This window comes from Streptomyces sp. NPDC052396 (genome assembly GCF_044593195.1).
Classification (GTDB): Bacteria; Actinomycetota; Actinomycetes; order Streptomycetales; family Streptomycetaceae; genus Streptomyces.
Genome location: NZ_JBIUAW010000001.1, coordinates 297,148 through 319,596 on the forward strand (window position 1 = coordinate 297,148; position 22,449 = coordinate 319,596).

20 protein-coding genes and 2 tRNA genes are annotated in these 22,449 nt (G+C 72.2%); 17 read left to right on the top strand and 5 right to left on the bottom strand.

Features of this window, described 5'->3' with window-relative positions:
• Positions 1–6 precede the first annotated feature (6 nt).
• A complete protein-coding gene (obgE, locus tag ACIHFE_RS01400; protein ID WP_400103358.1) occupies positions 7–1,446 on the top strand; it encodes a GTPase ObgE in 1,440 nt (479 codons plus the stop codon).
• Between the two features lie 75 nt (positions 1,447–1,521).
• On the opposite strand, the gene ACIHFE_RS01405 is transcribed toward obgE, so the two are convergent.
• On the bottom strand, positions 1,522–3,567 hold the full coding sequence (locus tag ACIHFE_RS01405) for a hypothetical protein (protein ID WP_400103360.1): 2,046 nt from the start codon (positions 3,565–3,567) through the stop codon (positions 1,522–1,524).
• 314 nt (positions 3,568–3,881) lie between these two features.
• Between ACIHFE_RS01405 and proB the strand changes: the two genes are divergently transcribed.
• The 5 genes from proB (at position 3,882) to ACIHFE_RS01430 (ending at position 8,911) form a co-directional block, all read left to right on the top strand.
• On the top strand, positions 3,882–4,973 hold the full coding sequence (gene proB / locus ACIHFE_RS01410) for a glutamate 5-kinase (RefSeq protein ID WP_400104385.1): 1,092 nt from the start codon (positions 3,882–3,884) through the stop codon (positions 4,971–4,973).
• 207 nt (positions 4,974–5,180) lie between these two features.
• Positions 5,181–5,642 carry a hypothetical protein gene (locus ACIHFE_RS01415; protein WP_400103362.1) on the top strand — a complete coding sequence of 154 codons (462 nt, stop codon included), beginning with the start codon at positions 5,181–5,183 and terminating at the stop codon, positions 5,640–5,642.
• Positions 5,643–5,791: 149 nt separating this feature from the next.
• Positions 5,792–7,093, top strand: coding sequence for a glutamate-5-semialdehyde dehydrogenase (locus tag ACIHFE_RS01420; protein WP_400103364.1), 1,302 nt, complete (start codon positions 5,792–5,794; stop codon positions 7,091–7,093).
• A 73-nt stretch (positions 7,094–7,166) separates the two neighbouring features.
• Positions 7,167–7,766: a hypothetical protein gene (locus ACIHFE_RS01425; protein WP_400103366.1), complete on the top strand. Its 600-nt coding sequence runs from the start codon at positions 7,167–7,169 to the stop codon at positions 7,764–7,766.
• A 71-nt stretch (positions 7,767–7,837) separates the two neighbouring features.
• Positions 7,838–8,911 (top strand): hypothetical protein, encoded by a 1,074-nt coding sequence (locus ACIHFE_RS01430; protein ID WP_400103368.1) that lies wholly within the window; start codon positions 7,838–7,840, stop codon positions 8,909–8,911.
• A gap of 36 nt (positions 8,912–8,947) precedes the next feature.
• Here the strand turns inward: ACIHFE_RS01430 and ACIHFE_RS01435 are convergent, their stop codons facing one another.
• Positions 8,948–10,042 (bottom strand): M48 family metallopeptidase, encoded by a 1,095-nt coding sequence (locus ACIHFE_RS01435; protein ID WP_400103370.1) that lies wholly within the window; start codon positions 10,040–10,042, stop codon positions 8,948–8,950.
• A gap of 81 nt (positions 10,043–10,123) precedes the next feature.
• Between ACIHFE_RS01435 and ACIHFE_RS01440 the strand changes: the two genes are divergently transcribed.
• The 7 genes from ACIHFE_RS01440 to ACIHFE_RS01470 all read left to right on the top strand — a co-directional run bounded on the left by ACIHFE_RS01440 (position 10,124) and on the right by ACIHFE_RS01470 (position 14,303).
• Complete coding sequence (locus tag ACIHFE_RS01440) at positions 10,124–10,288, top strand: hypothetical protein (protein WP_400103372.1); 165 nt, start codon at positions 10,124–10,126, stop codon at positions 10,286–10,288.
• Positions 10,289–10,393: 105 nt separating this feature from the next.
• On the top strand, positions 10,394–10,555 hold the full coding sequence (locus ACIHFE_RS01445; RefSeq protein WP_400103374.1) for a hypothetical protein: 162 nt from the start codon (positions 10,394–10,396) through the stop codon (positions 10,553–10,555).
• Positions 10,556–10,611: 56 nt separating this feature from the next.
• The gene (gene nadD, locus ACIHFE_RS01450) at positions 10,612–11,223 is read left to right on the top strand and encodes a nicotinate-nucleotide adenylyltransferase (RefSeq protein ID WP_400103376.1); all 612 of its coding nucleotides are present in this window, start codon (positions 10,612–10,614) and stop codon (positions 11,221–11,223) included.
• 42 nt (positions 11,224–11,265) lie between these two features.
• The gene (locus ACIHFE_RS01455; RefSeq protein WP_400103378.1) at positions 11,266–12,927 is read left to right on the top strand and encodes a LytR C-terminal domain-containing protein; all 1,662 of its coding nucleotides are present in this window, start codon (positions 11,266–11,268) and stop codon (positions 12,925–12,927) included.
• 110 nt (positions 12,928–13,037) lie between these two features.
• Complete coding sequence (gene rsfS, locus ACIHFE_RS01460; RefSeq protein WP_400103380.1) at positions 13,038–13,469, top strand: ribosome silencing factor; 432 nt, start codon at positions 13,038–13,040, stop codon at positions 13,467–13,469.
• Positions 13,466–14,119: a histidine phosphatase family protein gene (locus ACIHFE_RS01465; RefSeq protein ID WP_400104386.1), complete on the top strand. Its 654-nt coding sequence runs from the start codon at positions 13,466–13,468 to the stop codon at positions 14,117–14,119. Before rsfS ends, ACIHFE_RS01465 begins: the two co-directional genes overlap by 4 nt.
• A gap of 111 nt (positions 14,120–14,230) precedes the next feature.
• Positions 14,231–14,303: transfer RNA gene (locus tag ACIHFE_RS01470), tRNA-Ala, on the top strand.
• Positions 14,304–14,384: 81 nt separating this feature from the next.
• Here the strand turns inward: ACIHFE_RS01470 and ACIHFE_RS01475 are convergent.
• Positions 14,385–15,311, bottom strand: a complete 927-nt coding sequence (locus ACIHFE_RS01475) for a helix-turn-helix transcriptional regulator (protein ID WP_400104387.1) — start codon at positions 15,309–15,311, stop codon at positions 14,385–14,387.
• 111 nt (positions 15,312–15,422) lie between these two features.
• On the opposite strand from ACIHFE_RS01475, the gene ACIHFE_RS01480 reads away from it, so the two are divergent.
• The 3 genes from ACIHFE_RS01480 to ACIHFE_RS01490 all read left to right on the top strand — a co-directional run bounded on the left by ACIHFE_RS01480 (position 15,423) and on the right by ACIHFE_RS01490 (position 17,596).
• Positions 15,423–16,901: an MFS transporter gene (locus tag ACIHFE_RS01480; protein ID WP_400103382.1), complete on the top strand. Its 1,479-nt coding sequence runs from the start codon at positions 15,423–15,425 to the stop codon at positions 16,899–16,901.
• 226 nt (positions 16,902–17,127) lie between these two features.
• Positions 17,128–17,361, top strand: coding sequence for a hypothetical protein (locus ACIHFE_RS01485; RefSeq protein WP_109281115.1), 234 nt, complete (start codon positions 17,128–17,130; stop codon positions 17,359–17,361).
• Positions 17,362–17,523: 162 nt separating this feature from the next.
• A tRNA-Ala gene (locus tag ACIHFE_RS01490) sits at positions 17,524–17,596 on the top strand.
• Between the two features lie 39 nt (positions 17,597–17,635).
• Here the strand turns inward: ACIHFE_RS01490 and ACIHFE_RS01495 are convergent.
• Both ACIHFE_RS01495 and ACIHFE_RS01500 read right to left on the bottom strand, forming a co-directional pair.
• Positions 17,636–19,204, bottom strand: coding sequence for an NADH-ubiquinone oxidoreductase-F iron-sulfur binding region domain-containing protein (locus ACIHFE_RS01495; RefSeq protein ID WP_400103384.1), 1,569 nt, complete (start codon positions 19,202–19,204; stop codon positions 17,636–17,638).
• On the bottom strand, positions 19,201–20,010 hold the full coding sequence (locus tag ACIHFE_RS01500; RefSeq protein ID WP_400103386.1) for a hypothetical protein: 810 nt from the start codon (positions 20,008–20,010) through the stop codon (positions 19,201–19,203). Before ACIHFE_RS01500 ends, ACIHFE_RS01495 begins: the two co-directional genes overlap by 4 nt.
• Before the next feature lie 306 nt (positions 20,011–20,316).
• Here ACIHFE_RS01500 and ACIHFE_RS01505 point away from each other — a divergent pair, with 306 nt between their 5' ends.
• Positions 20,317–22,284, top strand: coding sequence for a protease pro-enzyme activation domain-containing protein (locus tag ACIHFE_RS01505; RefSeq protein ID WP_400103388.1), 1,968 nt, complete (start codon positions 20,317–20,319; stop codon positions 22,282–22,284).
• Positions 22,285–22,449 lie beyond the last annotated feature (165 nt).

Genomic DNA, 22,449 nt, shown 5'->3' on the forward strand with positions numbered 1-22,449 from the left:
ACCGCTATGACCACCTTCGTGGACCGCGTCGAGCTGCACGTCGCCGCGGGTAACGGAGGCCACGGCTGCGCCTCCGTGCACCGCGAGAAGTTCAAGCCGCTGGGCGGCCCGGACGGCGGCAATGGAGGCCGTGGCGGCGATGTGATCCTGGTCGTCGACCAGTCCGTCACCACCCTTCTGGACTACCACCACAGCCCGCACCGCAAGGCCACCAACGGCAAGCCCGGCGAGGGCGGCAACCGCTCCGGCAAGGACGGTACGGACCTGGTGCTGCCGGTGCCGGACGGCACCGTGGTCCAGGACGCGCGCGGCAATGTCCTCGCCGACCTGGTCGGCAACGGCACCCGCTTCATCGCCGCCCAGGGCGGCCGCGGCGGCCTGGGCAACGCGGCGCTGGCCTCGGCCCGCCGCAAGGCCCCCGGCTTCGCGCTGCTGGGCGAGCCCGGTGACGTCCAGGACATCGTGCTGGAGCTGAAGACGGTCGCCGATGTGGCGCTGGTCGGCTACCCCAGCGCGGGCAAGTCCTCGCTGATCTCGGTGCTCTCGGCCGCCAAGCCGAAGATCGCCGACTACCCCTTCACCACCCTGGTGCCCAACCTGGGTGTGGTGACGGCCGGTTCGACCGTCTACACCATCGCCGACGTCCCCGGCCTGATCCCCGGCGCCAGCCAGGGCAAGGGCCTGGGCCTGGAGTTCCTGCGGCATGTGGAGCGCTGCTCGGTGCTGGTGCATGTCCTGGACACCGCCACCCTGGAGTCCGAGCGCGACCCGCTGACGGACCTCGATGTGATCGAGGCCGAGCTCAGCGAGTACGGCGGTCTGGACGACCGGCCGCGCATCGTGGTGCTCAACAAGGTGGACATCCCCGACGGCAAGGACCTGGCGGAGATGATCCGCCCGGACCTCCAGGCCCGTGGCTACCAGATCTTCGAGGTGTCGGCCGTCTCCCGCGAGGGCCTCAAGGAACTCTCCTTCGCCCTGGCCGGGATCGTCGCCGAGGCCCGTGCGGCCAAGCCCAAGGAGGAGGCCACCCGGATCGTCATCCGCCCCAAGGCGGTGGACGACGCGGGCTTCACGGTCACCCTGGAGCAGGACGGCATCTACCGGGTGCGCGGCGAGAAGCCGGAGCGCTGGGTGCGCCAGACCGACTTCAACAACGACGAGGCCGTGGGCTACCTGGCCGACCGCCTCAACCGCCTCGGTGTCGAGGACGAGCTGATGAAGGCCGGTGCCCGGGCGGGCGACGGCGTGGCCATCGGCTCCGAGGAGGACGCGGTGGTCTTCGACTGGGAGCCGACGATGGCCGCCGGTGCGGAGATGCTGGGCCGCCGCGGTGAGGACCACCGCCTGGAGGCCCCGCGCCCCGCGGCCCAGCGCCGCCGGGACCGGCAGGCGGAGCGGGACGAGGCGGAGCAGGAGTACCAGGGCTTCGACCCGTTCGCGTAAGCGTGTGACATCAAGCGTGTGACATAAGGAGAGAGGGGCGGCCCGAAGGCCGCCCCTCTCTCCTTATGTCCGGGTTCAGCGCCCCGCGACCTCGGACAGGTCGCCGCGCTGGCCGGGAATCTCGGAGGCGGCCATCCGGGCCGCCACCCGCGCGTTGCGCTCGTCCGCCTCGCGGGCCAGCGCCAGCGCCGCCTGGTTGAAGCGCACCAGGGACGGCGGGTCCGAGGGACCCAGCAGCTGGACCTTGAGCTCCGCCCGGGCGGCGGCCAGCTTGTCCAGGCGCGGATCGCGCACCGCCGCCAGCAGCGCCGCCACGCCGGACGCCTCCGGGTCGAGGATGGTGGCCGCGGTGACGGTCGGGAAGTTCGCCAGGAACTCCTCCTCGCTCATCCCGCTGGTGTTGGCCACGGCATAGGGCTTCTCGCTGATCAGGTAGTCCGAGACCACGCTGGAGACATCGCTGATCAGCAGGTCGGCCTCGTTGAAGCAGCTGTAGAGCGCCGGGCGCGGCCCGGTGATGATCTGGTGCTCCCACTCGGGCAGCGAGGCCCAGTAGGCCGCCTCCCAGGCCGCGGTGGCCGCGTCGACCGCCGCCGAGCGGCCCGGCTCCGGGGCGGTCTGCAGCAGCATCCGCTCCGATTCGTCCGCGCTGTTGCGGAAGACCGCGGTGGTGAGGCGGTCCAGCTCCGTGGTGCGCCGCTCCAGCTCGGCCAGCGCCTCCGCGCCCGGGCGGGCGCCGTCGCGCCGCTCGTTGGCCTCGCGGATCATCCGCATGATGCGGTCATTGGCGGCACCGGCGCGCGGGTCCACCGAACCGGTCATCGGGTGCGGCTTGTAGACCAGCCGGACGGCCGGGTCGGCCAGCAGCTCGCGGACGATGTTCTCGCCGGCCAGCATCACCGAGGTGTTGCCCGGGTTGCCGTCCCAGCCCTCCCAGGTGGGGGCGTAGAGCACGGTGGTGTACGAGCGGGCCGGGGCTCCGGCGTAGGGCTTGATCGGGGCCAGCTGCGGGCGGCCGACCTCCACCACGTCCTTGTCCTCCACCCCGATGTCGGCCAGCTGGTAGCGCTCGCGCGCGGCCGGGCCGGCCACCCAGACCTCGTCATAGGCCTTGGAGTAGGGGTTGCAGCTGGAGAGCTTGTCGCTCTCGCCGTGGTTGATGAAGGCGTGCTTGATCGACGGCATCCGCAGCACCTGCGAGGTCTTGCCGGAGTTCGCCGGGTGCAGCAGCAGCTTGAGGGTGGACTTCTCCAGGGCCATCAGATGGTGGACCTTGGGGATGCAGACGATCGGGACATCGGTGGCCTCGATCTTCTTCACCATGAAGCGCTCGCGCAGCACGATGATGGGCCGCCCGTCCAGCTGGGCGAGGGTGGAGAGCCACATATTGGCCTGGTAGGCCGAGCTGGTGCCGCCGGAGAAGTACATGCCGACAGTGGGCTGGTAGTCGGCCAGCCACTTGTCCAGCCACTCCATGGCCTGCTGCTCGTTGGCGACCCGCTTGCCGCGGCGCAGCCAGCTCGCCAGGTAGAGGGTGCCGCCCAGGGCCAGCAGCAGTCCGACGCCCACGCCGATGGTGCCGAAGCGCGCCTTGCCGGTGCCGGCCGCGGCCAGCAGGCCGGCCGTCACCGGGACCGCGAAGCGCACCAGGCGCCGGCCGTGCTGGCGGGCCAGGATGCGCGGCGGCGCGGCGGACAGCCGCAGCCCGGTGGCGTCGATGTTGCGGGTGACGAAGGGCAGGGTGCGGGTGCGCCGGACCAGGATGGCCACCGCCTGGCAGGCCAGGTGGGCGCCGTAGAACAGCACCAGGCCGACGAACAGCGGGGCGTAGCCGCTCAGCGAGCCGTCGCCGTGCAGCCGCAGCAGTCCGACCAGGACGAGCATGTCGCGCAGCAACTGGCGCACCATGACGTCGAAGCGGATCTTGCCGAGCAGCGCCAGCAGACCTGGGTCGCGGTGCTGCAGATAGAGATCGAGCGCGAGGCCCGCCGCCGAGGTGGCGATCAGAAGCGGCGCACTGGGCAGCAGCGCTCCCACGAGCTGGAGGGTGAAGAACACCAGCATCGCGAGTAGCGCCGCGGCCTGTACGGCTCGGCGGGAGACATTTCCGGCAGAAGGCACTGGGCGGGCTCCTGGCAGGAGGAACTGAGGGGTCTGAGAGACCGTGGTGGACACGTCAAAAGGCAACGTTCGGACAACGGCCGCAACCGACCGTATGCCGCCCGCTGGGCCAGGAGCAATCTTCCGTCATGGCAATAGCTGCGAAATAGGGTCGAACGACCGCAATCCACAGAGGGTAGATTGGCCGCTTCGGAATGCGCGACAGGCCCGGCGAGGACAGGGGAGTGTAAACGTTGTCAGGGGCGGCAGGGGCGGCAGGGGCGGCAGGAGCGGCAGGGGCAGGGGAGCGGCGCGAGGTCACCGAGGCCCGCAGAATCGTGGTCAAGGTGGGCTCCTCCTCGCTCACCACCGCGGTCGGAGGGCTGGACGCCGACCGGGTCGATGCCCTGGTCGACGTGATCGCCAGAGTGATCGGGGACACCCGGGACAAGGAGATCGTGCTGGTCTCCTCCGGCGCCATCGCGGCCGGCCTGGCCCCGCTGGGACTGGAGCGGCGCCCCCGCGACCTGGCCCGCCAGCAGGCGGCCGCCAGCGTCGGCCAGGGGCTGCTGGTGGCCCGCTACACCGCCTCCTTCGCCCGCTACGGCCGCCGGGTCGGCCAGGTGCTGCTGACCACCGACGACACCAGCCGCCGGGCGCACTACCGCAACGCCCGCCGCACCCTGGACCAGCTGCTGGCCATGGGCGCCGTCCCGGTGGTCAACGAGAACGACACGGTGGCCACCGACGAGATCCGCTTCGGCGACAACGACCGGCTGGCCGCACTGGTCGCCCATCTGGTCCGGGCCGATCTGCTGGTGCTGCTCTCCGATGTGGACGGCCTCTACGACGGCGACCCCAGCACCCCCGGCACCTCGCGCATCCCCGAGGTCACCGGCCCACAGGACCTGGAGGGCATCTCCATCGGCAGCGCGGGCAAGGCCGGGGTGGGCACCGGCGGCATGGTCACCAAGGTGGAGGCCGCCAGGATCGCGGCCGCCGCGGGCATCCCGGTGGTCCTCACCTCCGCCAGCCGGGCCGCCGACGCCCTGCTGGGCCGCCCCACCGGCACCTTCTTCCACCGCACCGGCCGCCGCCCCGACGGCCGCCTGCTGTGGCTGGCCCACGCCTCCACCCCGCGCGGCTCGCTCACCCTGGACGACGGTGCGGTACGGGCCGTGGTCCAGGGCACCGGCTCGCTGCTGCCCGCGGGCATCGCGGCGGTCAACGGCGAGTTCTCGGCCGGCGACCCGGTGGAGCTGCGGGACCCCGCCGGCCGGGCGGTGGCCCGTGGTCTGGTGTCCTACGACGCCGGGGAGATCCCCCGGCTGCTCGGCCGCTCCACCCGCGATCTGGCCCGGGAGCTGGGGCCGGAGTACGAGCGGGAGGTCGTGCACCGGGACGACCTGGTCGTGCTGCACTCCTGACGGGCGTCAACCCAGGTCGGCCCCGCCGGAGGTAAGCCCAGGCTTTCCTCGGGACCTTTCCGGAAAACCGCCCCGCGGCCGCCGTCGGGCTGGTCAACTTTGATGTGCGGGGCCGTCGCGGGCGGGCGGTGCCGAGAGCAGGGCCAGACCAGCACGACACGGCTCCGCCGCGCGCCGCGCGGGGCCGGTGACCACAGGAGGCCGCCGGTGAGACGAGGGCGCCCAGGGGCCCTGCCGCACGCCCGCAGGGCTGCGGGGGAGGAGCGCACACTGAGCAGCGTCGGGGAGACGGGCCCGGCCCAGCCGGCCGGGGAGGAAGCCGGGGAGACCTCCCGGCTGTGGCACATCACCCTCAGTGTCTCCGGCGCCGAGGCCCCGCCGGCCGAGGTCCGGCGGGCCTTGGAACAGCTGGCCCATGACCACCCCTTCCTGCTGACCAGCCGCTATGCGGGCGACCACGCCGAGATCCGCTACTGGGAGGAAGCCCGCGACCTCCATGACGCCGCCGCCGTCGCCCTGCGGCTGTGGGGCGAACACCGCTCCACGGCCCGGCTGCCGCCCTGGGAGATCGTCGGCCTGGAGGTCATCGACCGGGAGACCTACCAACAGCGCATGGCGCAGGGTTACGGACCACTGCCCGCCACCCCGGTGGGCGTTCACCCCTTCTGAGAGGGGCGCCCTCCAGAGGCGCGGGGCGGTGTCATCATGCGGCTCCGCCGCGTGGGCGCGACCGCCACCTGCCGACCCGCTCGGAACCGCGATGTCCAGCACCCGAAACGTGGTGAACCGCCGCCCGCAGGGCGGCTACGCTGCACGCCATGAGCAGCGAGTTCCCCTCTCCCCTGGCCGACCCCATGCCCCAGTCCGCCGTCCTGCGTGCCGCCTACCGCGCCCGCGCCGCGGCCGCTGACCTGGCGCCGCTGCCACGCTCGGTCAAGGACGACGCGCTGCTCGCCATCGCGGACGCCCTGGAGGTGCGCACCAAGGAGATCATCGAGGCCAACGCCGAGGACGTGGCCAAGGCCCGCGCCGCCGGCACCGCCGAGAGCGTCGTCGACCGGCTCACCCTCACCCCTGAGCGGGTGCGGGCCATCGCCGCCGACGTCCGCAATGTGGTGGCGCTTCCCGACCCGGTGGGCGAGGTGGTACGCGGCTCCACCCTGCCCAATGGCATCGATCTGCGGCAGGTCCGGGTGCCGCTGGGCGTGGTTGGCATCATCTACGAGGCCCGGCCCAATGTGACCGTGGACGCGGCCGCACTCTGCCTGAAGTCCGGCAACGCCGTGCTGCTGCGCGGCTCGTCCTCCGCGTACGCCTCCAACACCGCCCTGGTGCGGGTGATCCGGGACGCGGTGGGCGGCGCCGGGCTGCCCGCCGACGCCGTCCAGCTGGTGCCCGGTGAGAGCCGGGAGTCGGTCCGCGAGCTGATGCGCGCCCGCGGCATGGTGGATGTGCTGATCCCGCGCGGCGGCGCCGACCTGATCCGCACCGTGGTCCAGGAGTCCACCGTCCCGGTGATCGAGACCGGCACCGGCAACTGCCATGTCTATGTGGACGCCGAGGCGGACCTGGACATGGCGGTGGAGATCCTGCTCAACTCCAAGGCACAGCGCCCCAGTGTCTGCAACGCCGCCGAGACGCTGCTGGTGCACCAGGACATCGCGGAGCGCTTCCTGCCCCGGGCGCTGGCCGCGCTGGCCCAGGCCGGGGTGACGGTGCACGGCGACGAGCGGGTGCAGGAGCTCGCCAAGGGCGGCCCGGCCACCGTGGTCCCGGCCGTGGTCGAGGACTGGGAGACCGAGTACCTCTCGTATGACATCGCGGCGGCCGTGGTGGACTCGCTGGACGCGGCGGTGGCGCACATCCGGCTGTGGTCCTCCGGGCACACCGAGGCGATCGTCACCACCTCCCAGGCGGCTGCCCGCCGCTTCACCCAGCTGGTGGACTCCACCACGGTGGCCGTCAACGCCTCCACCCGGTTCACCGACGGCAGTCAGTTCGGCTTCGGCGCCGAAATCGGCATCTCCACCCAGAAGTTGCACGCCCGGGGACCGATGGGCCTGCCCGAACTCACCTCGACCAAGTACATCGTCACCGGCGACGGCCACATCCGCCGCTAGCTCCGGCCCGGGCGGCAGCCCGAATTCCCGTCCCCCGCGCGCGGATTGACTGCTTCGGGTTTACGCTGGACGGGTGCCGGACGACGTGGGGGGCAAGCCGTTCCCGGACGGCGAGGAGCCCGAGAGCCACGGCCACGGGGGCGCGGACGACCCGTTCGCCTCCGTGGTCTTCGACGAGGAGTTCGTGCGGTCCGCCGTGATCCACGAACCCAGCGCGGCCGAGCGGCTGCTGGCCGCCGACCGGGCCCGTGCCGAGGCGGATGCCGCCCGGCCCCGCCCGGCCGCCGGCTCCGCCGAGGACGATCCCTACGACGGGCCGCGCCAAGCCCCCCTGGGCCCGGGCGAGTTGCCCGGTCTGACGGACGGGCTCGACCCCGACGACGCCTATGGCCCCTACGGCAGATACGGCTCCTGGCGCCGCCCCTACCGCGGCCGGGCCCGCTGGCACCGCCCGGTGGCCTGGGTGCTGGCCATGGTGATGGGCATCGGGGTGATCGCCCTGGCCTTCGCGGCGGTCTACCGCAGCGCCTCCTCCGGGGAGCGGCGCGACCCCTCCCCGCCGCCCGCCACCACCGGGGTGGACACCGCGGCCACCGGGCAGCCGGGCCCGCTGCCGACGGTCCCGGACGGCACCGGAGCCCCCGCCGCCTCCGCCGCACCACACCGGGGCTGACCTCCTCCACCCGGGGAAGTTGTCGTGTACCAGTGCGTTTACCGAAGGGCCGGGAGACCTACCCTTGAGGTATGGGCGGGCCTGGCGACCCACCTGAGGGGACCCCCGAAGGCGTCCCGGGAGGTGGCGACGAAGAGTACCGATCCGTCGTCTTCGACGAATCGTTCATCCGTGCTGCCCGGCTCCAGGAATCCTCCGCCCAGGAGCGGATGACCGACCATGCGCCCGCCGTTCGCACCCGCCATGCCTGGGCCCGGCTGAGCGCCTCCCGCCAGCTGTTGCTGCTGGTGCTGCTGATCACCATGGCCTTTGGCACGGCCGTCTATATGGGCCTGCGCAACCCCTACCAGGAGCCCCGGCCGCCCTCGGCCGAGCCGCTGCGCAGCACTGTGGTCCCGCTGGTGCCGCGCGGACCGGTGCCCGGGGGCCCGTCCGCCGAGCTGTTCGCCGACAGCCCGGCGGCGCATCTGCGGGACGGCGCGGAGGGCATCAACCTTCCGGCGGTACGCCGCACCCAGAACTTCTCCGAGGGCCTGGTGATGGCCGCCCTGGCCACCGCCAAGGAGTACACCCGCAAATCGGCCCTGGACCGGGCGGTGTTGCTGGGCGGCGCGGCGCGCGGTGTGCGGCTGCTGCTGGCGCCGTCCCAACTTGACCAGTTCGACCGGAGTTTGGCCCGGCCGGCCGCCGACGGGCAGCATGCCGCGACCGGTTGGGTGGTGCGCTTCGATCCCGCCCAGATCGCGCTGGCGGACACCGTGGTGCGCGTCGGCGGGGCCTTCACGGTCAACGAGGTGTCACCCGCGGCCCTGGAGGTCTCCGCGGACCACACCTTCGTCTACGCCGTGCGCCCGGCGAAGGCCCCCGACTCGGCGCGGTCCTCGCTGTTCACCGTGCGCCGGGTGATGCGCTTCCGCTTCGACCGGGACGACCTCCAGGACAACCGGCTGCAGGTGCTGCAGAGTTACGTCCAGGCCGGGCCGGAGACCTGCTCCGCCGATGACGCGGCCTATCTGCACCCGCTGCTGGCCGGCCAGCGCCCCGGCGAGGACCGCCGCCCGGGCACGGACCCCTACTCCACCGGCGCCTCCGCCACCGCGCTGTGCGGGGTGCTGGCCCCCTCGGCCCAGCCGACCCCGCCGTAGCACTCCGCCGGCGGCGCGGCGCGGCTCCCAAAACCCTTACGGGGCACCCTTCTTGCCCGGCTCGTCCGACGGGCCGTCCGAGGGGCCCTTCGGACCGCCCCCGCCCCGCCCGGTGAAGGTGTCCCGCAGCTTGCTGCCCAGGTCCCCCGCCCCGCCCGCGATATCGCGCACCAGCCCCATCAGCGGGTCCTTGCTGGAGCGCACCGACTCCGCGTAGTGGCCGGCCGACTGGCGGAAGGAGTCGGAGACCGAGGTGTCCTTGTCCTCGGTGCGCCGCGGATAGTGCCCGTCCATGATCCGCTGGAAGTCCCGGCTCTCCGACCAGCGCTTGAGCTCGGCCGCCCGGACCACCGCGAAGGGATGGCTGCGCGGCAGCAGATTCATGATCTTGAGCACCGAGTCCCGGAGGTCGCCCCCCGCCTCGTACTCCTCGGCCTGGGCCAGGAACGCGTCCACATTCATCTCGTGCAGATGGTTACCGCCGGCGATCTTCATCAGGCCGCGCAGCGAGGCCTGCGGATCCTGCCCCACCAGCAGCCCGGCCCGGTCCGCCGACAGCTCCGACTTGCGGAACCACTCCCGCAGCGCGGTCACAATGGCCATCACCGCTATGTTCCCCAGCGGGATCCAGGCCACCTTGACCGCCACATTGGTCAGGAACAGCAGGATGGTGCGGTACACCGCGTGCCCGGAGAGCGCATGGCCCACCTCATGGCCCACGACCGCCCGCATCTCCTCCTCGTCCAGCAGCTCCACCAGCCCGGTGGTGAGCACCAGGACGGGCTCGTCCAGACCGACGCACATGGCGTTGGGCTGCGGGTCCTGGGTGACGTACATCGGCGGGACCTTGGGCAGGTCCAGGATGTGGCAGGCGTCCAGCAGCATGGTGTGCAGATGCGGGAACTGCCGCTCGCTCACCCGCACTGAGTCCGACAGGAACAGCAGCCGCAGGCTGCGCTCCGGCAGCAGCCCGCTGAGCGCCTTGAACACCGTGTCGAAGCCGCTGAGCTTGCGCAGCGCCACCAGCGCCGAGCGGTCCGCCGGGTGCTCATAGGCCCGGGATGAGATGTCCGGGAACCGCCTGCGGTCGCGGCTGGGCAGCCGGTCGCCGGCCACCGTGTCGTCACTCATCGAAAACCCCCTCGACTCGCCCGTCCCCCGGCTGATGGACCCCACCCTAGGCCGTGCCACCGACATGGCTACCGTGGAGACATGCCCGTCATCCATGAATTCGCCGCCCACCCCGCCGCCACCGAGGTCCTCGCCGTCAACGCCCATGACCAGGGCCCCGGCGCGCTGCTGCGCACCGTCCTGCTGGTCCTTCTGGTGGGCGTCCCGCTCACCGCCTGGCTGCTGCTGCGCGGCTACCGGAAGTGACCGTCGCGGCACCCGTGCCAGGAGTCGGCGTGAGCTCCGCGTAAGTCCTTGCATACGATGTGGCCGAAGTCTCCACCCGATCCCTCCCGGATAGGTCCTGCCGACGTGAACCTCACCACTGCCCACGCCGCCCTGGTCTCCCTCGCCTCCGAGGGCGAGCATGTGGACACCCACAAGAGCATCAGCCCCTATATGACCGGTGGCGGTGCGCTGGTCATCCTGCTCCTCCTGCTCTGGATCACCACCCGTTTCAACCGGGACCGCTGAGCCGGGAGCGTCCCCGAACGGCCGGTGCCGCACCGCGCCCAGTAGGGTCTGCACGCATGGGAGAGCAGACAGAGCCCGTCAAGCGGCGGCTCGGCGTGATGGGCGGGACCTTCGACCCGGTCCACCACGGCCACCTGGTCGCCGCGAGCGAAGTGGCCTCGCAGTTCCACCTCGACGAGGTGGTCTTTGTGCCGACCGGGCAGCCCTGGCAGAAGAGCCACCGCCAGGTTTCGCCCGCCGAGGACCGCTATCTGATGACGGTGATCGCCACCGCGTCCAACCCGCAGTTCTCGGTCAGCCGGATCGACATCGACCGCGGCGGCCCCACCTACACCACGGACACCCTGCGTGAGCTGCGGGACCTCAACGCCGACACGGATCTGTTCTTCATCACCGGCGCCGACGCGCTCTCCCAGATCCTCACCTGGCGGGACACCGACGAGCTCTTCCAGCTCGCCCACTTCATCGGGGTGACCCGGCCCGGCCACATACTGGCCAACCCCGGGCTGCCCGACGACCGGGTCTCCTTTGTCGAGGTCCCGGCCCTGGCCATCTCCTCCTCCGACTGCCGCGCGCGGGTGGCCGCCGGGGAGCCGGTCTGGTACCTGGTCCCGGACGGTGTGGTGCGCTACATCCACAAGCGCAAGCTGTACCGTCACGACGGCTGACATCCGGCCGATCCCGGCCCGAGGGCCACTCGAGGGGCACCGTTGAACGACCGCCAGGACCCGTACGCGCACGATCCCTACGCGTACCAGCCGCAGGTGTACGGCTACGACGCCTATGGCCGGCCGGTGTACCAGCCGGACGCGCCGGAGCGGGTCTATGACGTCTACGGCCAGCCCCTCCAGCAGTTCCCCGCCCCGGAACAGGGCCATGGCTACGACCCCTATGCCGCCGGCCGGCCGCAGCAGCCCTATGACCCCGCTGACGCCGCGGCCCACCAGCCGCAGCCCCACGCTCAGCCGTACACCCAGCCGCAGACCCGGCAGCAGGAGCGGATCCCGCGGCAGGCCGAGTGGCAGGACGGGCCGGCCGCCCCGGCGGAGCCGCAGATCCCCGAACCCCGGCAGGCCCCGGACGAGGCCGCCGGTGGCGAGGTAGCCGGTGGGGAGGGGGCGGGCGGCCCGGAAGCCCCCGTCTACCGCACCGAGCAGTTCTCCTTCGTCGAGACCCCGGACGAGGAGTCCGAGGACGTCATCGACTGGCTGAAGTTCAGCGAGAGCCGCAGCGAACGCCGTGACGAGCGCAAGCGCAAGGGCCGCAACCGCTATGTCGCGCTGGGCGTGGCGCTGGTGCTGGTCCTGGCCGGCGGCCTGGCCTGGTTCTTCCTGGCCGGTTCGGACCAGAAGAAGGGCGCCGGGGCCGGCGGCGCCCAGCAGCGCGATGTGATCGTGGTCCATCTGCGCCAGATCAGGGGCGGCGGCAGCTCCACCGCCCTGCTGGTGGACAACCGGACCACCGGGAAGGCCACCACCGTCCTGCTGCCCAACTCACTGGCCGTGGCCAAGGAGGGCGGCGGCGCCACCACCCTGGGCAAGTCGGTCACCGATGCCGGCACCGGTGCCACCCGGGACGCCCTCAACACCCTGCTGGGCTCGCAGATCAAGGGCAGCTGGCGGCTGGACACCCCCTACCTGGAGAACCTGGTCCAGCTGGCCGGCGGCATCACCCTGGACGCGGACACCGATGTGCCCGGCGCCAAGCCCGGCGACGACCCGCTGGTGCACCGGGGCAGCGGCCAGAGCCTCAACGGGCAGACGGCGGTCGCCTATGCCACCTACCGGGCCGCCCGGGAGGACCAGACCCGGCAGCTGGCCCGCTTCGGCCAGGTGATGCAGGCGGTGCTGAAGAAGCTGTCCACCGACAGCGGCGCGGCCACCAACACCGTGGAGCAGCTGGCCCAGATCCCCGACCCCTCGCTGTCGGTCAAGGACCTGGGCGCCTCGCTGGCCGGGCTGGCCACGCGGGCCCGGGCCGGTGCGTACACCACCACGCTGCTGCCGGTACGGGCGGACGGCACCCTGGACGGGACCGCCGCCGACCAGGTGGTCAGGGAGGTGCTGGGCGGTGCGGTGAAGAGCGCGGGCCGGGACAGCACGCCCCGGGTGAGTGTGAAGAACGCCACCGGAGGCCCGGCCGCCGCCCAGTCGGCCCAGGTGGCGCTGGTCAACGGCGGCTACACCTACCTCGACGGCGGCACCGCCCATGGCCAGGGCGCCTCCGCGGTGGTGTACACCGATGACAAGCGGGCCGATGACGCCAGGGAGGTCGCCAAGACCCTGGGGCTGCCGGTGAGCGCGGTACGGAAGGGACAGGGCGCGGCCAACGCCGACATCACCGTGGTGCTCGGCAAGGACTTCAGGAGCTGACCGGGGCGGGTGCGTGCGGCGGGCCGGGCAGCGGCCGGAAAAGCCAGGGAAGGGCACCGGCGGGTCGTGAGACCCTTGAGGCGTACCGACCCCTAGCGAAAGCATGGCTTGTGACCGCCACTGACCGCTCCATCGAGCTCATCCAGGCCGCCGCCCAGGCGGCCGCCGACAAGCTCGCGCACGACATCATCGCGTACGACGTCAGCGACGTACTGTCGATCACCGACGCCTTCCTGCTGGCCTCGGCCCCCAACGACCGCCAGGTCAAGTCGATCGTCGACGAGATCGAGGAGCGGCTGCTGAAGGAGCTGGGCGCCAAGCCGGTGCGGCGCGAGGGCGACCGCGACGCCCGCTGGGTGCTGCTGGACTACGTGGACATCGTGGTGCACGTCCAGCACAGCGAGGAGCGCGTCTTCTACGCCCTGGAGCGGCTGTGGAAGGACTGCCCCGAGATCCAGCTGCCCGACGACGCGGTGGCCACCCGGGGCAAGGCCGCGGAGTACGCCCGCACCCAGGCAGGTGTGGACGGAGAGCTGAGCTGAACGGCGGCGGGGGCGGCCGGGGCCGTCGCATCGTCCTGTGGCGGCACGGCCAGACGGCCTGGAACGTGGAACGCCGCTTCCAGGGCTCCACGGACATCGAGCTGACCGAGACCGGCGTGGCCCAGGCCCGCCGGGCGGCCCGGCTGCTGGCCGCCATGAAGCCCGACGCCATCCTCGCCTCCGACCTCCAACGGGCCGCCGCCACCGCCGCCGAGCTGTCCTCGCTCACCGGCCTGCCGGTGGCCGCCGACGCCGGGCTGCGGGAGACCTATGCGGGCGTCTGGCAGGGGCTCACCCATGAGGAGATCATCGAGCGCTACGGGGAGCAGTACGCGGCCTGGAAGCGCGGTGAGCCGGTGCGGCGCGGCGGCGGCGAGCTGGAGACCGAGGTCGCCGACCGGGCCGCCCCAGTGGTGCTGGCCGGCGCGGAGAAGCTGCCGGACGGCGGCACTCTGGTGGTGGTCAGCCATGGCGGCACCATCCGCACCACCATCGGCCGGCTGCTGGGCCTGGCGCCGCACTCCTGGGAGGCGCTCGGCGGCCTCACCAACTGCTGCTGGTCGGTGCTGGGCGAGGGTGCCCGCGGCTGGCGGCTGCTGGAGCACAACGCCGGCACCCTGCCGGAGCCGGTCCTCGGCGACGACGACTGAGCGCCGCCGGGGCCGGCCACCGCCCGATTTCACATTCGGCCAGGTCGCAGGCTAAAGTTCTTCTTGTTCGCGGGGAACGCGGAGGAAACCTCCGGAAGAACCGGGAACAGCGGGGCTATAGCTCAGTTGGTAGAGCGCCTGCATGGCATGCAGGAGGTCAGGAGTTCAATTCTCCTTAGCTCCACAGCCCGCACGATCCCGTCCCTCTCGCCGAGAGGGGCGGGATCGTGGCATTTCCGCCCCGGCCCGCCCGGACCGCCGCGCCTCAGCCCACCTGCTCCAGCTCCCGGACCTCCGCCCGCAGGGCGCGTATCTCCGAGAGGCGGCGGGCGTGCACACAGCAGCCGATCACCGGGTCCTCGGCGGCGCACAGCAGCTCTATCCGCGCCCGGCTCTCCTCGTCATTGGGTGTGTAGACCACGATCCGGGTCTCCGGAACGCCGCCCACCGCCAGCGAGGTGGAGGTCAGCCGCAGCTCGCCCACCGAGACATGGTGGACGTGCTTTATCCGGTGCCCGGGCGGCAGCACATCCCCCGCGGCCCACAGCCGGCGGAAGTCCTCGCTGGCCGCTGAGAGGCGCTCGATAAAGGTCTCCCAGGCCGGCTCGCCGACATGACGGCCGTACGCGCCGCGGAACGCCGCCACCAGCAGGGGCATTTCGGCATCGCGGTCGATGAAGGGGTTGCAGCAGACGGGCATGGTGAACAGCTGCCACAGCACATTGCACTTGCCCTCCGGCGCGTAGTGGACGAACGGGAACATCGCCCGGTAGGCGGCATTGGCGGACAGCAGGTCGTAACGGGCGTTGTAGACCACGGCCGGCAGCGGATGGAGGCCGTCGACGATGCCCCGCACCTCCGGGCCGACACACTCGGCGTCGGCCACCCGCTCCGGGGCGTAGGGGACTTCGGCGAGGTGGTAGAGGTGCTCACGCTCGGCCTGGTCCAGCCGCAGGGTGCGGGCGATGGCGTCCAGCACCTGCACACTGGCGTTGATCGGGCGGCCCTGCTCCAGCCAGGTGTACCAGGTGACGCCGACGCCGGAGAGCTGGGCGACCTCCTCACGGCGCAGCCCGGGCGTACGGCGCCGCAGCCCCTCGGGCATGCCGACGTCGGCCGGGGTCACCCGGGCCCGTCTGCTGCGCAGAAAGGCGGCCAGCTCCGGGCGTTTGCGTCCGTTGGTCGTCGCCATCGTGGTCATTCCCCCATCGTCATCGTCATTCCGGGGGGTTGCCAGGTGCTGTCAGTACCAGCATCCGTGGGCTCTCGGTACCCGTGCGGTACCTGCCTCAGGCTGGTTGCCATGACCGAGATCCTCACCGAAGCCACCCCCACTCGTCCCGCCAGTAAAGCGGGTGCCACCGACAACGCCGCCCGCCAGGGTGTCCGGGGCCGGCCACCCAGACCGGCCTGGCTGCTGGCGATCGTGCTCACCGGCCAATTCATGGCGCTGCTCGATGTGTTCATCGTCAATGTGGCCGCCCCCACCATGCGCACCGAGCTGCACGCCTCGGGGGCCGGGATGCAGCTGATAGTGGCGGGCTACACCATCGCCTATGCGGTGCTGCTGATCACCGGCGCGCGGCTGGGCGCCCGGCATGGCCACCGGAGGATGTTCCTGCTGGGTGTCGCGCTGTTCACGCTGGCCTCGCTCAGCTGCGGACTCGCCGCCGACACCGGCCAGTTGATAGCGTTCCGGTTCGTTCAGGGCGCCGGGTCGGCGATGATGCTGCCCCAGGTACTCAGCCTCATCCAGCGTACCTACACGGGCAGTTCGCGCACTCGGGCGCTGGGCGCCTACTCCGCGGTGCTGGCCTCCGGCGCGGCGGCGGGCATGATCGTGGGCGGGGTGCTGGTCAGCGCCGATCTCTATGGGCTGAGCTGGCGGCCGGTCTTCCTGGTGAATGTGCCGATAGGCGTGCTGCTCCTGGTGCTGGGCCTGCGGCTGATGCCGCACGACGAGCGGGAGGCCGGCGAGGGCTCCCGTGGCCTGGATCTGCCCGGCCTGCTGTTGCTGGCGGCGGCGGTCACCCTGTTCACCGTGCCGATGGTGCTCGGCCAGGACCAGAACTGGCCGGTGTGGTGCTGGGTGTCGTTCGCGCTGAGCGCGGTGCTGGCCGTGGTGTTCGGAGTGTATGAGTCCCGGCTGGCCCGGCGCGGGGGAGCGCCGCTGATATCGCCGGTGGTGCTGCGGGCGCCCGGGGTGCCCAGGGCGGTGACCCGGATCGGGCTGTCCATGGCGGTCAACGGCGCCTTCCTGCTGGTGCTTTCGCTGCATCTGCAGAGTGCCCTGGGGTTCAGCGCCCAGCAGACGGGGCTGGCGTTTGTGCCCATGGCCGCGCTGTTCGGTGTCATAGGGCTCAACTGGCAGCGGCTGCCCGCCCGCTGGCATGGCGCGCTGGCGCCGGTGGGCCTGGTGCTGGCGGCGGCCGGCTATCTGGGGCTGGGGCTGCTGCTGCGGGGCGGTGGCGATGGTGGTGCCGCGCTCTATGTGCTGACGGCCGCCTGTGGGGCCGGGGTGAGCATGGCCTTCAGCCCGACGCTGACCCGGGCGCTGGCCACGGTGGCCCCGGAGCACGCCGCGGATGCCAGCGGGCTGCTGGCCACCACCTCGCAGATCGGCATGCTCACCGGCATCGCCGTGTTCGGGGCGGTGTACCTGGGCGGTGACGGGGGCGCAGGGGCGCATCAGGCGGCGCACTCGGTCTGGGTCACCTGCCTCGCCCTGGGAGGTACGGCGTTGGCCGCGGTGGGTACGGGCCTGGTGCGGCCGCGGCGCTGACCTGGCGCCCGCCGCATGGCAGAATCGGACAGCCGGGAGCGGACGGGGCCGAAGGGGAGGGAAGGCGATATGCCGATGCGCGTCCTCGCGGAATTCGATGCCCTCCCTCTGACGGCGTCGATTCAGTGTCCGGCATGCGGATCCGCTCATGTGGCCCAGGTGCTCGGCGACAACGGCGGTGTTTCCTACGTCTGTACCGCCTGCGGCCACAGCTGGAGCTGAGTGAATGGGTGCACACAGCCGGAAATGCGACTGGTGCGGCAGTGGGACGCCGATCGTTCGCGATATGGAACCGATCAATCCCGACTACCAGTACTGGTGTGTCGAGTGCGCGCGGGCGTTGATCATAAAGGGCGACCCGATCGAGACATATCGGGAGCTGGAGGGCGAGCCGATCTACGGTCGGCTGCTCGATGAGCACTGCGCGCTCAAGCGGTTCTATTCCTTTGCCACGGCCTGAGGTCCGGTCGGCCTCAGCCGTCTCGATACGGCCCCCGATATGGGGGCAAATCGGGCAAAGGTTGCTGCTGTTGATCGAGCGGGCCCTCGATTTGGCAGATGGCGGGGGGGTCCGTGTAATGTAGTCGATGTCGCCGGGGGAACCGGGCGGAAAACAAAACAAGGGGCTATAGCTCAGTTGGTAGAGCGCCTGCATGGCATGCAGGAGGTCAGGAGTTCAATTCTCCTTAGCTCCACAGTGAGTTGAGCGGGTCGTCCGGTAAAGGGCGGCCCGCTCAGCGTATTTGGGCCCGTTCCAGCCGCAGGGCCAGGGCCGGGCAGCGGCTCACCGCCCGCTGGGCCCGGCCGCGCAGCCGCCGGGGTACGGCGGCGGCCGCCGGCGTCGGGTAGCCGTCGGTGTCCATCCGCACCAGCTCCGGCAGCAGCCCGGCGCACAGACCATGGCCCTCGCACAGCGTCCAGTCCACCGTCAGCCGCTCCTCGGCCCCGTCGGTTCCGTCCGGGCGGGTCCCGGTGGCGGGCAGCGGCAGCACCCCGGCCGTCGGCCGCCCGCACCCGGTGCCGCCGAGGTGTGCGGCCAGGTCGTCCGGGAAGGCGTCCAGGGCGCTGAGCACCAGGCGGGACGCCCCGTCCGGGTGTGCGCAGGCGCCGCGCCCGCGCACCGCCCCCGCCGCTTGCCACAGGGTGTCCAGGGCGGCCGCCCCGCCACCGCCGGTCAGCTCCGCCAGCGCTCCGGCCAGGGCCGGCAGCCCCAGTCGGCAGGGTCCGCACTGCCCGGCCGACTCTCCGGCCAGCCAGTGCGCCACCCGTACCGTCTCGCCCAGCGGGCAGCTGTCCGCGGGCAGCGGCAGCAGCGCCCCGGCGCCCAGGGTGCAGCCCCGGGCGGCCAGTGCCTCCCGGTCCAGTACGGCGGTGGCGGCCGTCGCGGCGTCCAGCCAGGCCCCGTGGTAGCCGCCCACCAGCACGCCCTGCACGGGTCCGGGCACACCGCACCGCCGCAGCACCTCGGGCAGCGGCATCCCGACGGGTGCCTCCACCACCCAGGGGGCGGGCGCCGCGCCCGAGACTGTGAGCAGCAGGGTGCCCGGTTCCCGGCCGGTGCCGGTAGCGGCATAGCCGGGGGCGCCCAGCCGGGCCGCCAGGGCGAGCTGGGCATAGGTCTCGGCGTTGGACAGCAGGGTGGGTGCCCCCGCCAGCCCGACCTCGCTGGCCCGGGCGTGCCGGCCGGGCGGCCGGGCCGGTCCGCCGCCGGCGGCCCGCAGTACGGCGGCGGACTCCCCGGAGACCAGCCGCTCCGGAAGGCGCACCACCCGGGCGCGTACCGCCCGTCCCCGCCGGTCGGACAGCCCCCGCTCGGCCAGCGCGGCCCGTACCGAGGACTCGGTACGGGCCCGGGTGACCGCGACCACCACGGTCCGCGCCCCCAGCGCTCCGGCCGCCAGCAGCGCGCCGTCCAGGGCCAGGTGCGGGGCGCGGGCCAGCAGCACGGTGTCCTTGCGGCAGGCCGGTTCCCCTTCGCAGCCGTTGACCACCACCGCCGGCCGCATCCCGCGCCGCCGGGCCGCGTCCCCCACCGCGCGCAGCTTGCGCGCGAACGGGAATCCCGCCCCGCCGCGCCCGCGCAGCGCGATGGTCTGTGCCAGCAGCGTCAGCTGTGACTCGGTGAGCCGGGGCAGCGTCCCGTGCACCGCCAAGTGCGCCCGGTGGTCCAGCCGTTCGGCTCCGGTGAATGCCCCGCCCGGCGCTACGGGCAGTGCTCCGCCCGGCGCCCCGGCCAGTCCGGCCGTCACCCGTGCCGGGCCCAGCGCGGTCACCGGTGGCAGTTCCGGCAGCGGCTCGTTCATCCCCGGCCCTCCGGGCGCGACAGCAGCGTGGACGCCCCACCGCGGGCGTATGCCTGTCCGGTCCCGTCCCGGTCGTGGTGCCCGGCTTCCTCCCGGCCGTGCCACCCGGCCTCCTCCCGATCGTGCCCCCTGGCGCTCTCCTGTCCCCGCCCCCCGCCGCGTCCGGTCCGCGCCGGTCCGGCGTGCGCCCCGCCGCGGTCCGCGCCGGTCCGCCTCCGTCGGCCGGTGTGCGCACCGCCGCCCATGGCCGCCTGCACCCGGGCCCGCAGCCATCCCGCGCCCGGGGAGCCGGCCAGTACCCGGAAGGTCAGGGCCGCCGCCACCGCCGCCAGGCACAGGGCGTAGCAGGCCGGCACCCAAGCCGCCGGAGCGCGGCCCGCGTTGAGGCCGTGGGGGAGAGCGGCACACCAGGCCGGATAGGCGCAGGAGTGCAGGGCGCGCCAGTGCCGGGCCAGCCGGCCGCGCCCGACAAATGCGGAACGCAGCGCTCCAGTTGCCGCGGCGAGCACCAGCAGATATCCGGCCAGCGCCCCCAGCCCGAGCAGCGCCCCGGAGGAGAACGGCAGCAGTGAGGCCGTCACCGCCGCGTGCCCCTCGGCGGTCTTCACCGCGATATGCACGGCCAGGAAGCCCAACGCGCCCACGCCCAGCGCCCGGTGGACCGCCTGGGCCAGCAGCCGGGCGCGCGCGGTGAGCGGCACCCCGATCAGGCAGCCGGCCGCGATCAGCCCCCAGACGACGGCGGCGGTGAGGGTGACCAGGGCCAGGACGCCTGCGGTGCGGTCAAGAAAGGGGTGCGGGCTCATGCTGCGCGACGTTAGGCAGCGACCGGGGCGCACTTGACCGATTCACACAACCCCACCCCTGACCGGCAGCACCGCTGCTACCGTCGGTTCGTTTGACCTCTGCCGGCGCCGGTTTTGCGCTATTGCTCCCTCAACGCCCCTTGCTCATGCGGAACATGAGATTTCTTTGGTCTCTTCTTGGCGAACTCATGCCCCACATATGAACAGTTCATCGAAAGGGTGACGTCCCATATGCGGACGGCGTTCACCGCCCCCGCATAGGCGACCACGCGACCAATCGCGACCATGCGCATCGCAGGGGGTTTCATGAGAGCAGGACGTTCCAGAACGCGCGCCGGACTGTCCCTGGCGGCGGCGTTGCCGCTGGTGGCCGGGGCGCTCGCGCTCGCCGCGCCCACCGCCGGCGCCGACAGCGGCCCGCACGGCCGGGAGTCCCTGGCCGGCACCAAGCCGACCTGGGCCACCGCCAAGGCCGACCGCGGCAGCACGCCCGACTCCAAGCGGGTCAGCGCCCGGGTCTACCTGGCCGGCCGGGACGCCAAGGGACTGGCCGAGTACGCGCAGGCCGTCTCCGACCCCAAGTCGCCCCACTACGGCAAGTACCTGACCGCCAAGCAGGCGCAGCAGCGGTTTGCCCCCACCAAGGGCCAGATAGCCAAGGTCACCGCCTGGCTGAAGTCCTCCGGCCTGAAGGTGACCGGCTCCAACGACCACTACATCTCGGTCACCGGTGACGCCGCCGCGGTCAAGAAGGCGTTCGGCACCGAGCTGCACCAGTTCGCCAAGGACGGCAAGACCCTCGTCGCCCCCGCCAAGACCGCCTCCGTCCCCACCTCCCTGGACGGCGCGGTGCTCACGGTCACCGGCCTGAACAACGCCCCCAAGCTGAACCGCCCCGCCGACGCCCTGCCCGGCCCCGGCAAGGCCTTCGTCAACTCCGGGCCGTTCTCCACCTACTACGGCTCCAAGGTCAACAAGAGCCTTCCCCCGGCCTACGGCGGCCAGGCCCCGTACGCCATCCGCGGCTACACCGGCAAGCAGCTGCGGGCCGCCTACGGTGCCAAGAGCTTCACCGGCAAGGGCGCCACCATCGCCATCACCGACGCCTACGCCTCGCCGACGATCACCGGCGACATCGCGGAGTACGCCAAGCGCAACGGCGACAAGCCCTACCGCAAGGGCCAGTTCAGCCAGGTGCTGCCGAGCGACTACACCCAGACCGGCCCCGACGGCTGTGACGCCTCCGGCTGGTACGGCGAGGAGACCCTGGACATCGAGGCCGCGCACGCGGTGGCCCCGGATGCCAACATCGTCTACGTCGGCGGCGCCTCCTGCCAGGACCCCGACCTGATGGACGCGCTCAACAAGGTCGTCGACAACCGGCTCGCGGACGTCGTCTCCAACTCCTGGAGCAGCATCGAGTCCCAGGAGACCCCGGACGCGGCCGCCGCCTACGACCACCTCTTCCAGACCGGCGCGGTCGAGGGCATCGGCTTCTACTTCTCCTCCGGTGACGACGGCGACAACGCCGCCAAGTACGGCCAGAAGACCATCGACTCGCCGGCCAACTCCGCCTGGGCCACCTCCGTCGGCGGCACCTCGCTGGCCGTCGGCAAGGGCGACAAGTACCTGTGGGAGACCGGCTGGGGCACCCGCAAGGCCAGCCTCTCCAAGGACGGCCAGAACTGGGAGAACTTCCCCGGCACCTTCAACGGCGGCGCGGGTGGCGGCACCAGCACCCTCGTCGAGCAGCCCTTCTACCAGCGTGGCGTGGTCCCGGACGCGCTCTCCAAGATCAACGGCACGGCCAAGCCGATGCGTGTCGCCCCGGACATCTCCGCCATCGGTGACCCCAACACCGGCTTCCTGGTCGGTCAGACCCAGGCCTTCCCCGACAAGTCGGTGAAGTACGGCGAGTACCGCATCGGCGGCACCTCGCTCTCCTGCCCGGTGATCGCCGCCATCCAGACGCTGGCCCAGCAGGCCCGCCACGGTGTGCCGCTCGGCTTCGCCAACCCGGCCATCTACGACCGCTACGGCACCTCCGCCTACCACGACGTCACCGACCACCCGCTGGGCAAGGGCCAGGGCATCGGTGTGGTGCGGATGGACTTCGCCAACGGTGTGGACGCCAAGGACGGCGTGTTGACCTCGCTGCGCACCTTCGGCAGTGACAGCTCGCTCTCCGCGACCGTCGGCTACGACAACGTCACCGGTGTCGGCTCGCCCGGCGCCAACTATGTGACCTCGTACATCCCCGGTCACCAGCACTGAGCCCGCGCCGGGGCCCGTACCTCGGTGCGGGCCCCGGCACCCCTGCGGTAACCTGACCGCATGCGTGCCGTACGCCTCCTGCTTAGCTAGCCGCGCTGATCAGTCCCGGTCCCTGAGACCGGCATCGGCGCGGCGACCCCTCCTGTGCGAGGGGCTTTTTCATTT